The sequence below is a fragment of the Streptomyces sp. NPDC001914 genome, from assembly GCF_042891215.1.
GTDB lineage: Bacteria > Actinomycetota > Actinomycetes > Streptomycetales > Streptomycetaceae > Streptomyces.
In genome coordinates this window covers 201,980-215,705 of the sequence record NZ_JBIASW010000006.1, presented here as the reverse complement: position 1 = coordinate 215,705, position 13,726 = coordinate 201,980, and the positions used below count along the sequence as shown (strand labels likewise).

The following is a 13,726-nucleotide window of genomic DNA, read 5'->3' as shown; positions in this document are numbered from 1 at the left end:
GGCCCCGCTTCCCGTGTCCGGGAAGCGGGCGGGTCAGTCTCACTCGTTCGGGGATCGTCGCGCGCCGGAGCGGGGGGTAGGCCAAGAGCCGAAGGCGGCCCGTAGACCATCTGCCGGAGGCGAGCCATGGAACAGACCGCGTTGCGTCCCAAGCCTATGCCCGGCCGGGATCCGGGGGGCGGCACCCGTTCACCGGCCGGTCCCCGTCCGTCCGGCGCGGCCGGGCGCCCGCGGGCGGTGCGGCGCGGCGGAAGGCGCCTGGCCGTCGTGCTGGCCGGGGTGTCCGCCGGCGTGGTCCTCCTGCTGTCCGGCGTGGGGCTCGGCGCGGTGGGCGCGACCATGGCCGGCATGGGCAGGCCGGCGGACCTCCAGCGGCGGACCGGCACGGCCGGGCAGCCGCGGGAGTCCGCCGCCGAGGCGCCGGGTCCGGGTGCCTCCGGGGCGCCGCGACCCGGTGGTTCCGGTGTGCCGGGGGAGCCGGGGCGGCAGTCCGTACGGGGGACGCTCGGCGTCGAGGCCGTCGACGCACCCGGCGGGGGCGCGCTCATCGTGGGCGTGCACCTGCCCGGTCCCGGCTACACCGCGGGCCTGGTGCGCGGCGACGTCCTGCTCGCCGTGGACAGGACCGGGATCACCTCGGCCGCCGACCTCGCGCGCGCGGTGGCGGACGCGAGGCCGGGAGGTGAGGTGACCCTGCGCGTGCGTCACGCGAGCGGCGGCTACGAGTACCTGTCGACCGTCCCGGGCACCGCCGTCTGAGCCGCAGGGGTCGGGTCCGACCGCACGTGCGCCCGGACGGACACGTCCCTGCCCACCCGACCCGGACAGATCCCTGACCGTCCGAGCCGGACAGATTCGCGCCCGCCCGGACAGGGCAGGCCAGGTCCGTCCCCCCGGCGCGGTGCCCCACCTCCCGGGCGTGGTGCCCCCGCTCTCCGAGGGCAGGGGAAAAGTCCTGGTCAATGAACCCGCGGCCCGTCATCATGGCCGCATGCTGAGCACCCTCCTCGCCTTCCTCGGCGCCTGCACCCTCATCGCGGCCTCGCCCGGACCCAGCACCGTCCTGATCATCAAGCGGTCACTGGGCAGCCGGCGCTCCGGCTTCATGACCGTGCTCGGCAACGAGACGGGCGTCTTCCTGTGGGGAGCCGTCGCCGCGTTCGGCCTCACCGCCCTGCTCGCCGCCTCCGAGATGGCGTACGGCGTCATGCGGGTCGTCGGTGCCGTCGTGCTCGTCGGCTTCGGCGTCCAGGCGCTGTGGCAGGCGCGCCGCTCCAAGGGCGCCGCCGACGGCGGCTGGGAGGGCGCGGAGAAGAGTGCCTGGGCGTCCTACCGGGGCGGTCTGCTGCTCAACCTCGCCAACCCGAAGGCGGCCGTCTTCGCGATGTCGTTCCTGCCGCAGTTCGTGCCCGAGGGCGCCCCGCACCTGCCCGCCATGCTCGGGCTCGCCGCGCTGTGGGCGGTCTACGAGGTGGGGTACTACGGCGTCTACGTGTGGTTCGTCGGCCGGATGAGGTCCGTGCTGTCCCGGACGGGCGTGCGCCGGCGCCTGGAACAGGTCTCCGGAGGCGTCCTGCTGCTCCTGGGAGCCCGCCTCGCCCTGGAGGGCTGACCCGGGAGCGGGCGCAACCGGCTCGCGCGCGCCCCAGGGGAGGGGCAGGATGCTGCCGTAGCCCCCTGGGGAACCCGGCACACACGGAGGCATGGATGACCGCCGCCACACCCGCGCCCTTCACCGCCGACGACTACGCGGCCCGCATGCGGCGCGCCGCCGACGCCGCGGCCGCCGCGGGGCTCGACGGCGTCCTGGTCGCGCCGGGGCCCGACCTGGTGTGGCTGACCGGATACCGCCCGGTGGAGACCGAGCGGCTCACTCTGCTGGTACTGCGCGCGGGCGCGGACCCCGCCCTCGTCGTGCCCACCCTGGAGGCGCCCGACGCGGCCAAGTCGGCCGGCGCGCCCGCGATGACCCTGCACGACTGGACCGACGGTCAGGACCCCTACGGGGCGGCCGCGCGCCTCCTGGACAGCGCCGGCCGCTTCGGCATCAGCGACAACGGCTGGGCCCTGCACCTGCTCGGTCTTCAGAAGCGGCTCCCCGACACCCGCTACGCGGCCCTCACCGAGGTCCTTCCGATGCTCAGGGCGGTCAAGGACGAGGCCGAGCTGGGGCGGCTCGCGTCCGCCGGAGCCGCGGCGGACGAGGCGTTCGAGGAGATCCGCAAGGTCCGTTTCGCGGACCGCAGGGAGTCGGAGGTGTCGAAGGACCTCGCCGACCTGCTGCGCCGGTTCGGGCACTCCCAGGTCGACTTCACCATCGTCGCCTCGGGGCCCAACGGCGCCAACCCGCACCACGAGGCCGACGAGCGCGTGATCGAGGCCGGCGACATGGTGGTGCTGGACTTCGGCGGCCTCAAGGACGGCTACGGCTCCGACACCTCCCGCACGGTCCACGTCGGCGAACCGACCGACGAGGAGCGCAAGGTCCACGACATCGTGCGCGAGGCCCAGGAGGCGGGCTTCCGCGCCGTGCGGCCCGGGGCCGCCTGCCAGGACATCGACCGTGCCGCGCGTGCCGTCATCGAGGCCGCCGGGTACGGCGAGTACTTCATCCACCGCACCGGCCACGGCATCGGCGTCACCACCCACGAACCGCCCTACATGGTCGAGGGCGAGGAACAGCCCCTGGTCCCCGGCATGTGCTTCTCCGTCGAGCCGGGCATCTATCTGCCGGGCCGTTTCGGGGTCCGTATCGAGGACATCGTCACGGTGACCGAGGACGGCGGACGCCGGCTCAACAACACCTCCCGCGAGATGGTGATCGTCGACTGACGTGCACCCACCGACCGAGCGGCCGGCCCGCCGCACCCGCACCCGGACGACAAGGGCGCGATCATGAACCGGACACCGTCACCCGCACCGGCACCCGCTCCGGAACCGACCCCGGACGCGGTCCGCCGGCTGGTCCGCGCGCTGCTCTCCGACGACGCCGCACCGGGCCCGGGACCGGACGTGCGGCCCGTGCGCGAGCGGGGCGGGCACTACACCTGGTGGGTGGGCCGGCGCCATGTGCTGCGGCTCGCCCGGGACCGTGAGGCATCCCTGCGGCAACGGCGTGAGCTGCGGCTGCGCGATCTGGTCCGCCCCCTCGTCGGAGGCGTCGTGCCCATGAGCGTCGCGCAGGGCGAGTGGACGAGCGGACTCTCCTACACCCTGGACACCAAGGTGCCCGGCGTCTCCGGCGAGGAGCAGGCCGTCTCGGCCCTCGGCGAGGCCGACCTGGCCGACCTGCTGACCGGGCTGCGCGAGGTGCCCGTACGGCAGGCCGAGACGCTGGGGGTGCCGCGGACCCCGCCGCGCTCCCTGGAGGCCCTGCGGGCCGCCGCCGTACGGGCCGCGGGGCGGCTGCCCGCCGAGGAGTTCGATCCCGCCCGGTTCGACCAGCTCGCCGCGCCGGCCGCCGCCCAGCTCGGCGCGCAGCCCGGCGCCGCCGTCCTCGTGCACCACGGACTCCTGGGCGAACACCTGGTGGTCAGCCCCGACGGCAGGGTGCGGGGCGTCCTCGACTGGACCGGCGCGGTGACCGGGGATCCGGCCGAGGACATCGCGGGGCTGGCCCTGGCGGTCGGCGCGCCGGCGGCCGTACGCGCCGCGACCCTCGCCGGGTACGGCGCCCGCCCCTGTCTGCGCGGTCTGTGGCTCGCCCGCTGCGACACCGTCATCCGGCTCGCCGACCGCCTCCACGGCGACGACCCCGGGCAACTTCCGTTCCTGGAGGCCCAGTTGGCGCGCGCCTGGGAGTCGATCCTGCTGGAGCGGGTCACGGACCTGAGGGACGCACCGGACGAGGCGCCGTAGGGCGGCCCGTCCGGTGGCGTGCTCAGCTCTGGGTCAGCACCACGCACGACTCGCCCGGCACGGTCAGCGTCCCGTCCGGGCCCGGCGGCTCGACCGGGTCCCAGGCCGCGAGGACGCGCGCGCGGCGGATGCCGAGGGGAATCGCCGCGGGATCCTTGCCGAGGTTCACGGCGATCCGTACGTCCCCGCGCCGGACGGCGATCCAGCGGGCCCCCGGATCGTGCGCGACCCTGACCGCCGCGAGATCCGGGTCCGACAGGTCGGCCTGGCCGCGGCGCAGGGCGATCAGCTCGCGGTACCAGGCCAGCAGGCGTGCGTGCGGGGCCCGTTCGGCCTCCGACCAGTCCAGACACGAGCGGTCCCGGGTCGCCGGGTCCTGCGGGTCCGGCACGTCCTCCTCGGCCCAGCCGTGCGCCGCGAACTCCCGCCGCCTGCCCCGCCGTACGGCGTCGGCGAGCTCGGGGTCGGTGTGGTCGGTGAAGAACTGCCAGGGAGTCGTGGCGCCCCACTCCTCGCCCATGAAGAGCATCGGCGTGAACGCCGCGGTGAGCGTCAGCGCGGCGGCGCAGGCCAGCAGCCCGGGGGAGAGGGCGGCCGACAGCCGGTCCCCCTGGGCGCGGTTGCCGACCTGGTCGTGGGTCTGCGTGTAGCCGAGCAGCCGCTGCGCCGAGACCCGCGCCCGGTCCAGCGGACGGCCGTGATGGCGCCCGCGGAAGCTGGAATAGGTGCCGTTGTGGAAGAAGCCCGACGTCAGCGTCTTGCACAGCGCGGTGAGCGGGGGGTGCGCGAAGTCCGCGTAGTAGCCCTGCGCCTCGCCGGTCAGCGTGGTGTGCAGCGCGTGGTGGAAGTCGTCGTTCCACTGGGCGTGCAAGCCGAGGCCGCCCTCCTCGCGGGAGGTGATGAGCCGCGGGTCGTTGAGATCCGACTCGGCGATCAGGAACAGCGGCCGGCCCAGGTCGCCGGCCAGCGCGTCCACGGCCGCCGACAGCTCCTCCAGGAAGTGCACCGCCCGGGTGTCCCGCAGCGCGTGCACCGCGTCCAGACGCAGCCCGTCGAGCCGGTAGTCGCGCAGCCAGGCCAGCGCGCTCCCCACGAGGTAGGCGCGCACCTCGTCCGAGCCGGGCGCGTCGAGGTTCACCGCGGAACCCCAGGGAGTCTGGTGGGTGTCCGTGAAGTAGGGCCCGAAGGCGGGCAGATGGTTGCCGGAGGGGCCGAGATGGTTGTGCACCACGTCCAGGACGACTCCCAGACCCATTTCGTGCGCCCGGTCGACGAACCGCTTCAGCGCCTCGGGTCCGCCGTACGGCTCGTGCACGGCCCACAGGGAGACACCCTCGTACCCCCAGCCGTGCCGGCCGGGGAACGGGCACAGCGGCATCAACTCGACGTGCGTGACGCCCAGTTCCGCGAGATGCCCGAGCCGGTCCGCCGCCGCGTCCAGGGTGCCCTCGGGGGTGTACGTCCCCACGTGCAGTTCGTACAGGACCGCGCCCGGCAGCGCCCGTCCGGGCCAGTCGGCACGCCACGCGTACGCACCCTGGTCGACCACCGCGCTCAGTCCGTCGGGCCCGTCCGGCTGACGGCGCGAGCGGGGATCGGGCAGGACGGGACCGTCGTCCACCGCGAACCCGTAACGGGTCCCCGCCTCCGCCTCCGCCTCGCCCGTCCACCATCCGGCACGCACGGGATCACGGTCCAACGCGCGCGGTACACCGGCGCAATGGAGCGTCATCCGGTCGGCCCGTGGTGCCCACACCTCGAATCGCATGGACGCTTTCCCCCTTGTCGGCTCGCAGTGACCCAGCCCGTCCATGGTGCTCCACAGGAGATCAATTCGCTTTCGGATCCACCCTTTTGCCGCGTGTTCGTCGCCCTTCGGTCGCGCGAACGGCCGCACCCGGCCCCACCAGCCGTTTCCGGGTCTTCTGGACACCCTGTCGTTACTGGCCGACAATCACGAACGTGACGTCGTCCTTCGAGTTCCATCCGTACCCCGCGCGGCTGTCCGACGCGGAGCGCGACCGGGCGCTCAAGTCCCTCCGTGACGGCGTCGCGCTCGGCCGCCTCTCGCACGACACGTTCATCCGCCGCATGGAGCTGGTCCTGTCCGCCCGCCGGTCCGAAGAGCTCGCCGTGCTCACCGCCGACCTGCCCGCCGGCGACGAGCCCGCCGGGAGGCGCTGGTCCAAGGCGGTCTTCGGCACCGTGGAGGCCGTCTCCGGCTTCACGGTCCGGCTGCGCCGCGCCTGGCAGGCCGAGCGGCTGCCCAAGCTGCAGCTGCCCGACCCGGGCGACGCCTACCCGCTCCGCATCGGCCGCGACCCCGCCAGCGGACTGCGCCTCAACCACGAGACGGTGTCCCGGGTGCACGCCGAACTGCGCCGCCAGGACGGTGTGTGGGTGCTGCGCGACCTCGGCTCCACCAACGGCACGACCGTCAACGGACGGCGGGTCATCGGCGCGTCCGTCGTGAAGGACGGCGACCAGATCGGCTTCGGCCGGATGCTGTTCCGCCTCGCCTCGGCCTGAATCCCGCAGCCGCGCGGAGCGCCCGGGGGAGGCAAGTACCCCCCCGCGCCCGCAACATCCTTCCGTTACCGCGGTGTTGACGTACCCCCCGAGTCGTGACTGACTGTGCGTACTTCATGTACATCTGGTGAAACGACGGCACCTACAAGTGGAGGTGTGCTCTGCCGCCACTCCGCCGCTACCCCACCGTCGACGAACTCGGCGTCCGCGCCGCGACGCTCGTCGCCCGGCGCCCCGACGGCGCCCGGCTGCGCCGCGTGGGAACCTCCCGGGCCGGCGCACCGATGCTGCTCCTGTCCGTGGGGCACGGCAGCCGCCAGGTCCTCGTCGTCGCCGGACCGCACGCCAACGAACCCGTCGGCGGCGCGACCGTCCTCAGACTGGCCGAACGGGCCCTCGCCGACCCCCGCCTCACCGAGGGCGCGGACGCCACCTGGAACCTGCTGCTCTGTCTCGACCCCGACGGCTCCCGCCGCAACGAGGCCTGGCTCCGGGGGCCTTACACGCTCGGCCATTACTTCAGGCACTTCTTCCGGCCCGGCTTCCTCGAACAGCCCGAGTGGCTGCCCGACGGCCCGGACGGCGCCGCCCTGCCGGAGACCCGCGTCCTGCTCGCCCTCCAGGACGAGCTCAGGCCGTTCCTCCAGTGCTCCCTGCACGGCGTCGACGTCGGCGGCGCCTTCGTCGAACTCACCCGCGACCTGCCCGGACTCGCCCAGCGCGTCGCGCACAGCGCGGCCCGCCTCGGCATCCCGCGCGAACTGTGCCCGTACGACACCCTGTACTGGCCGGCCCTGGGCCCCGCCGTCTACCGCGTCCCGCCGCCGCGCCGGGGAGACCTGGCCGCCGCCATCACGGAGGCCGCGGTCGACTCCACCTGGTTCCACCCCCAGCCGCACGGCACGGTCACCGCGATCGTCGAGGCACCCATGTGGGGCGTCGGGGCCGTGGAGGACCGGACCCGCCCCGCCGATCCCGACGCGGTGCTCCGCTCCGTCAGCCGCACACTGCGGCACGACACCGAGGTCCTGGAGGGCATCCTGGCCCGGGTGCGGCCCGGCCTCGGCGGCTGCCCCGACGCTCCCCGTCTGCTCGCGCCCGTCGACGACTATTTACTGGTCGGCCCCGGACTCGCCGACTCCTGGGACCCCGACGTGCCCGACGCCGGGGGGCGCGCCCTGCCCTCGCTCGACACCGCCCGGCTGACCGCCCTGCGGCTGGCCGGGCGCCGGGTCGCGCTGCGCACGGCCGGGCTCCTGCACCAGTCGGTCACCGCCTCCGGGCAGGACCCGGGCGGGGCGCTGCCGGAGCTCGACCGGCTGATCGACGCGTGGTGCGCCGACTACCGCGACGGCTGCGGAGCGCACTGGATCCCGGTCGCGCGCCAGGTCGAGTACCAGGCGCGTGTCGTGCTCGCCGCGTTCGAGCTCGCCGGGCGTCCCGTCGGCGCGCGTTCCCGTTCGGGTGACTCCGGCTGGACCGCGCAGGCCACCGTGCCGATGCACCGGGAATGACGACAACCCTTCGAGCGATCCGCGCCGGCCTGCTGGTCCCGCTCGCGCTCCTCCTCGCGGGCGCGGCCCCCGCGGCCCACGCGACCCCGGGGCACGGCCTGCCCGGCAACTGGCTCCGCCTCGCCGTCACGCGCGGCGACGCCCGCTCCAGCGACACCCGCGGCGTCCTGCTCCTCTGCGACCCGCCCCAGGGCCACGCCCACGCGGCCCGGGCCTGCCGCCAACTCCGCGCGGCCGGGGGCGACATCGGCCGCATCCCGCGCCGGGCCGGTTCCCTGTGCCCGATGCTCTACGCGCCGGTGACGGCGTCCGCGCAGGGAGTGTGGGAGGGCCGCCGGGTCGACTACCGGCACGCGTTCTCCAACTCCTGTGTGATGGGGGCCGAGACGGGCGCGGTGTTCGACCTGCCGGTCTGAGTCAGGCGGCGCCCTCGCGTGCGTGGCGGGCGGCCGCCAGCACCGTACGGGCCTGGTGCTCGACCTGGTTCTCCAGCGGCACCCAGCGCGCGCGGAAACGTTCGGCGAACGCGTCGCTCCAGCCGGCCACCAGCCCTTCGAGGTGGGGGGCCTCGTGATCGCCGGCCTCCCGGAGGACGCGCAGCAGCATCGCCGCGGCCCGCAGCGGGATCCGCCGCCCGAACGCGTCCACACTGCCCACGTACGCCATCGTCGTGTCCGCGGGGAGCGGCTGCGACCAGTCCGCGGCGAGCCCCGGCACCAGTTCCAGCGCCCACTTCGCGGCCCGCAGCAGGGGGCCGTCGGGTCCCCGCAGCCGGGGCAGGGCCCGCCCGAGCACCGCCTCCACCTGCTCCGCGTCCGTCACCAGCCGGTGGGCCAGGCGCCGCATCGCCGCCGCGGGCGCGGGGTGCGGCGCCGGGTCGTCCACCATGTCGCCGGCCCACATCGGCACCTCCACGACCGCCGTCAGACCGCCATAGCGGTGGGCGTGGTACCAGGTGCTGTGCCGGGCGTCGTCCGGCATGCTCGGGTACGCCGTGTCCGAGCCGGGCGCCGGCATCACGTGCACCCCCGGACCGGAGGCGGGCCAGCCCGCCGCGTCCGAGGCGGCCGTCTCCACCGGGATGCGCAGCTCCGCCGCCGACTTGGCGAACGGCTCCGCGAGGCCCGGGATGTCCTTGGTCAACTGCACCCAGCTGCCGCCCAGATCGGTGCCGTGCAGCGTCACCTGGAGGTAGGGCCGCACCTCGTCGATGACCCGGATCAGCGCCCGCGTCTCCGGCGGCAGCCGGTCGGGCGGCAGGACGGAGGGCGACCACTCGGGCTGCTCGGGTCCGGCCGGACGGAAGAAGCCCAGGTGGTAGTCGAGGAGGGTCCGGGGCGCGGGGGTCACGTGGAGACTCGCCCCGTCCGGGTCCGCGCAGAGCAGGAAGTGCCAGGAGGTGTCCCGCCGCAACTCCCGCCGGTACAGCACACGTTCGGCCAGCGACAGCAGGGTCGAACCGCCCGTGGGTTCATTGGCGTGGGCCCCCGCCACGACGAGCACCGCGTGCCGGGCACGGCCGACGGACAGCAGGTGGAGGGGCCTGCCCGCGCGGGAGGTGCCCACTTGTCTGAGGACGCACAGGTCGGGCCGGTGGGCCGTCAGCGCGCGGGCGGACGACACGATTTCGGTCACACTGGGGTAGCGCAGCTCCGGCAGGTGACTCACCCCCGACTTGTCCGCCCTGCGTCGCTTTTGGCAGTACTCCACGGTCTCGGAGAACTGTCAAGGACGCCTCCGCGCGGCCACGGGGGAACCCGGGTGGCATTTTCCGCTGGCAACGGGCAGCGGAAGGTGCGCGGTCATCCCCGGCCGGGGCGGACCGCGTCCCGCAGGCCTGCGGAGAACCGGGGCGGCCGCCCGGGGACGGGCGCGCGGGGGAGGGCGACCGGCGTACGCGCGTGCCACCGGCGGACGACTCGGTTCGACGTACACGATTCACTCGTCCGGGTGTACGGAACCTGCGGTCCCGGGCGGGCGGTGGTCGACTCGGAACAACCGCGCGCGGGTCCGGCGCGCAGACCCGAGGTGGTGGCCCGCGGTGCTGTGTCCACACGGCCTTCCCGGCGAAGGCGCCCCGACCGCGACCCCCGCGGGCCCACCGGCCCCCGCCCGGGTGCCGGTGATCGCGTCCACCACGGTCCCGTCCCGCCCGGCCCCCTGCCGTCCTTCGCCGGACGGGCCCCGCGGCCCGTACACCCCGCCGTACGGGCCGTCCGCGCGCGTCGCCGCCCCCGCGAGCCTGCTCGACCCGGGGACCGAGCGGGACCCGCACCCGCTCTACCGCGCGCTGCGCGGAGACTTCCCCCTGGTCCACGACGAGCCCTTCGGCGCCTGGCTGATCAGCCGGTACGCCGACGTGCGCGCCGCCCTCGCGGACCCGCGGCTCGCCGCACCCGGTCCCGTGGCGGCTCACGGGGAGGGCGGCCCGCCCGGCGCGCACCGGGCCGCCGTCTCCGCGGCGCTGGGCGACCGGATGCCGGCCTCTCTCCGGGCGGGCGTCGAGCGCACCGCCCACGTCCTCGCCAGCCGGCTGGCCGGCCGCCAGGAGGCCGACCTCGTCGCCGAGTTCTGCCAGTGGCTGCCCGTCGCCGCCGCCGTCACCGCGCTCGGACTGCCCTACGAGGACACCGCGCGCGTGCACGCCTGGTGCCGCACGGGACTCGACCACCTTGGCGGCCACCGCCCCGGAATCGACGCCTACCTGCGCCCCCACCTGGACCGCCGCCGCGCCCGCCCCGGTGACGATCTGCTCTCCGCGCTGTGCGCGGCCCGCCCCGGCGGGCGGCCGCTGCCGGACGAGACGGTGACCGAGCTCGCCGTGACCGTGCTGGGCGCCGCCGGCGGGACGACCGCGCGCGCCCTCGCCTCGTTCCTCGCCAACCTGCTCGACCACCCGGGACAGCTCGACCTGATCCGCGCCCGCCCCGGGCTGGCGGGCGCCGCCTGGACCGAGTCGCTGCGCCGCGACCCGCCGCTGCAGATCGTGCCCCGCCGGGCGCTCGAACCGATCGGCCCGATACCCGAGGGCGCCACCGTGGCGTGTCTGCTCGGCGCCGCGGGCCGCGACCCGGCACGGTTCGCCGACCCGGACCGCTACGACGTCTTCCGTGCCGACCCGGGCGACCTCGCGTACGGCGCGGGGCCGCACCACTGCCTCGGCGCCCCGCTGGCCCGGCTGACGGCGGAGGCGGGGCTGCGCGCCCTGTTGGCCGTGCTGCCGGGCCTGCGCCGGGCCCCCGGGCCCCGGCCGCGCGCCGAGGGCCTGGTCAGCCGTTCTCCGCGGACCCTTCCGGTGTGTCCGCGCTGACGCGTTCCAGCAGGGCCACGGGTGCCTGCCCGAAGAGGTCCGCCACGCGTACGTGCCCCGTGAACTCCCGTTCCGCGGAGCCGGAGGGGAGCACATCGGCCCACCGTCCCGCGGGGAGTGCGAGATGGGTGTCCCGCCAGCCGCCGGCCTCGGCGAGCCCCAGCGACAGCCGGGTGACGGCGGTGATCACCTCTCCCGACCGCACGAACGCCACGCAGTGCTCGGCCGCCGGACCCTCGGCGGGCAGCGGCGCGTACGTCGCCGCGTCGCCGAAGACGTCGGGGCGCCGGGCGCGAAGCCGCAGGGCCGCGGCCGTGAGCGCCGGTTTCTCCGCGGACGGGTCGCGGGGCGCGAACGCCTCCCGGTTGTCCGGGTCCACCAGCGCCAGGTACTCGTCCTCGGTGCCCTGGTACACGTCCGGCACCCCGGGCATCGTCAGATGGACCAGGGCGGCCCCCAGGACGTTCGCCCGCACATGCGGGCCCAGCGAGGCCCGCAGGGCGGCCACGTGCCGTCCAGGGGGCCCGCACGGCCCGTCGGTGACGAACGCCGTCACCGCGTCCTCGTACGCGGGATCGCGCTCGGTCCAGGCGGTGCGCGTCCCGGCCTCCCTGATGTGCTTCAGCAGGGCGCCCCGGACCCGCTCGGCGTGGATCCGGGCCCCGTCCTCGCCAGTGGCCGGGCCGAGCCCGAACACGGTCTGCCACGCGGCCCACGCCACCTGCGGGTCGGGGCTGCACGGCCCCTCCTCGGTCACCTGCGCCAGGACCTCCGACCAGGCCCCCGGACACTGGGTGAGGACCGCGACCGCGGCGCGCACGTCCGCGCTGCGTTTCGTGTCGTGGGTCGACAGGACGGTCCCGGTGGCGGGCCAGTCGCGCTGCACGCGCGCGCAGTAGGCGTGGAAGTCGTCCGGGGACACCGCGGGGCGGCCCGGGTCGCCGCCCACCTCGTTCGCCGACAGCAGCGGAACGTAGCGGTAGAACGCCGTGTCCTCCACCGACTTGGCCCGCAGCGCCGACGAGGTCTGCGCGAACCGGGCCCGGAAGGCGGCCTCCCCGGGCGCGTCGCCGTCGCCGAGCAGCAGATCCCGTACGACGTCCACGGCGTGCGCCTCCTCGGGCACCCGGAACGCCGACCTGGCCTCGGCGGCGGCCCCCGCGGTGATCACCAGGGAGGCGTCCGTGGACGGGTAGGGCCGGTACACCTCGAGCCGGACCAGGAGCTCCCGCAGCGCGGTGCCCAGGGCCCAGGGCGCGTGGTCGCGGGCGGCGGGGTCGGGGGAGGCGGCGCACAGCGCGCTCACCTCCCGGGTGAGGCGCTCGACCTCCGCGGCCAGTTCGTGCGTGATCACCTTGTACGCCGCCCGGCGCACGGTGCTCTCCCAGTGGCCGCCCCGGTCGGCCTGCGGGCCCGCGAAGCGCCGGTAGCGGCCGAGGAGCCGGCTCGCGCCCGCCTCGTCCGTGAACAGCCCGTCGACGTGCCGCAGCGCGTCGTAGCCGGTGGTGCCGGCCACGGGCCACGCGGGCGGAAGCGTCTCGCCGTCCGCGAGGATCTTCTCGACCACCGTCCAGCGGCCGCCGGTCGCCTCGTGCAGGCGGCGCAGATAGGCGTCCGGGTCCGCCAGCCCGTCCGGGTGGTCGACGCGCAGACCGTCGATCACCCCGTCGGCGACGAGCTCCAGGATCTTCGCGTGGGTCGCCGCGAACACCTCGGGGTCCTCGACGCGCACCCCGATGAGCTCCGAGATGCTGAAGAAGCGCCGGTAGTTGAGCTCGGTGCGGGCCAGCCGCCACCACGCGGGCCGGTACCACTGGGCATCCAGGAGCCGGGGCATCGGCAGTCCCGCGGTGCCCTCGCGCAGCGGGAACACGTGGTCGTAGTAGCGCAGTATGTCGCCGTCGACCTTGAGCTGGCCGATCTCGGCGCCGAGGCGGTCCCCGAGCACGGGCAGCAGCAGCCGGCCGTCCTGGGCGTCCCAGTCGATGTCGAACCAGCGGGCGTAGGGCGACGCGGGGCCCTCGCGCAGGACCTCCCACAGGGCGTGGTTGTGGCGCGGGGCCATCGCCATGTGGTTCGGCACGATGTCCACGACCAGCCCGAGGCCGTGCTCCCGCGCGGTACGCGCCAGCGAGCGCAGCCCCTCCTCACCGCCGAGTTCGGCCCGTACGCGCGCGTGGTCCACCACGTCGTAGCCGTGCGTCGAGCCGGGGACGGCCTCCAGGACGGGGGACAGGTGCAGGTGGGAGACGCCGAGCGAGGCCAGATGGGGGACGGCCGCCTCGGCGCGGCGGAAGGGGAACTCCGGCTGGAGCTGGAGCCGGTAGGTGGCGGTCGGCACGACGGGGAGGACGGGACGGGGGACGACCGAGTGCGCGATCGCCGGTTCGGGGCGCTCAGGTGTCATGCGAATCTACGTACCCGTCCGGCCGCACTTCTGTCACCGGCGCCCGCAGAAGGGCACGCACGGACCCCAGCCGACGGCCACGCGCGCGTGTTCCCGGAAGCCGGTCCA

Annotated in this window: 11 protein-coding genes; 8 read left to right on the top strand and 3 right to left on the bottom strand. The window is 75.4% G+C overall.

All coding sequences use genetic code 11. From position 1 onward, the window contains the following. Positions 1-267 precede the first annotated feature (267 nt). From ACFYYF_RS19185 to ACFYYF_RS19170, 4 genes are all read left to right on the top strand, one after another. The gene (locus ACFYYF_RS19185) at positions 268-759 is read left to right on the top strand and encodes a PDZ domain-containing protein (RefSeq protein ID WP_388777152.1); all 492 of its coding nucleotides are present in this window, start codon (positions 268-270) and stop codon (positions 757-759) included. Between the two features lie 232 nt (positions 760-991). After that, the gene (locus tag ACFYYF_RS19180) at positions 992-1,612 is read left to right on the top strand and encodes a LysE family translocator (protein ID WP_388777150.1); all 621 of its coding nucleotides are present in this window, start codon (positions 992-994) and stop codon (positions 1,610-1,612) included. Positions 1,613-1,707: 95 nt separating this feature from the next. Further along, positions 1,708-2,832 carry an aminopeptidase P family protein gene (locus tag ACFYYF_RS19175; RefSeq protein WP_388777147.1) on the top strand — a complete coding sequence of 375 codons (1,125 nt, stop codon included), beginning with the start codon at positions 1,708-1,710 and terminating at the stop codon, positions 2,830-2,832. Between the two features lie 63 nt (positions 2,833-2,895). Beyond that, positions 2,896-3,858, top strand: coding sequence for an aminoglycoside phosphotransferase family protein (locus ACFYYF_RS19170; protein WP_388777145.1), 963 nt, complete (start codon positions 2,896-2,898; stop codon positions 3,856-3,858). Between the two features lie 22 nt (positions 3,859-3,880). On the opposite strand, the gene treZ is transcribed toward ACFYYF_RS19170, so the two are convergent. Then, positions 3,881-5,626 carry a malto-oligosyltrehalose trehalohydrolase gene (gene treZ, locus ACFYYF_RS19165; RefSeq protein ID WP_388777143.1) on the bottom strand — a complete coding sequence of 582 codons (1,746 nt, stop codon included), beginning with the start codon at positions 5,624-5,626 and terminating at the stop codon, positions 3,881-3,883. Between the two features lie 194 nt (positions 5,627-5,820). On the opposite strand from treZ, the gene ACFYYF_RS19160 reads away from it, so the two are divergent. The 3 genes from ACFYYF_RS19160 (at position 5,821) to ACFYYF_RS19150 (ending at position 8,317) form a co-directional block, all read left to right on the top strand. Further along, positions 5,821-6,387 carry an FHA domain-containing protein gene (locus ACFYYF_RS19160; RefSeq protein ID WP_361682081.1) on the top strand — a complete coding sequence of 189 codons (567 nt, stop codon included), beginning with the start codon at positions 5,821-5,823 and terminating at the stop codon, positions 6,385-6,387. 161 nt (positions 6,388-6,548) lie between these two features. Next, on the top strand, positions 6,549-7,901 hold the full coding sequence (locus ACFYYF_RS19155; RefSeq protein WP_388777585.1) for a M14 family zinc carboxypeptidase: 1,353 nt from the start codon (positions 6,549-6,551) through the stop codon (positions 7,899-7,901). Continuing rightward, positions 7,898-8,317, top strand: coding sequence for a subtilase-type protease inhibitor (locus tag ACFYYF_RS19150; RefSeq protein ID WP_388777141.1), 420 nt, complete (start codon positions 7,898-7,900; stop codon positions 8,315-8,317). The genes ACFYYF_RS19155 and ACFYYF_RS19150 overlap by 4 nt, the downstream gene beginning before the upstream one ends. A gap of 1 nt (position 8,318) precedes the next feature. Here the strand turns inward: ACFYYF_RS19150 and ACFYYF_RS19145 are convergent, their stop codons facing one another. Next, complete coding sequence (locus ACFYYF_RS19145; protein WP_388777139.1) at positions 8,319-9,569, bottom strand: M14 family zinc carboxypeptidase; 1,251 nt, start codon at positions 9,567-9,569, stop codon at positions 8,319-8,321. 373 nt (positions 9,570-9,942) lie between these two features. Here ACFYYF_RS19145 and ACFYYF_RS19140 point away from each other — a divergent pair, with 373 nt between their 5' ends. Beyond that, positions 9,943-11,211 (top strand): cytochrome P450, encoded by a 1,269-nt coding sequence (locus ACFYYF_RS19140; protein ID WP_388777136.1) that lies wholly within the window; start codon positions 9,943-9,945, stop codon positions 11,209-11,211. Here the strand turns inward: ACFYYF_RS19140 and treY are convergent. Continuing rightward, positions 11,171-13,618, bottom strand: a complete 2,448-nt coding sequence (gene treY / locus ACFYYF_RS19135; RefSeq protein WP_388777134.1) for a malto-oligosyltrehalose synthase — start codon at positions 13,616-13,618, stop codon at positions 11,171-11,173. The genes ACFYYF_RS19140 and treY overlap by 41 nt on opposite strands. Between the last annotated feature and the right edge of the window lie 108 nt (positions 13,619-13,726).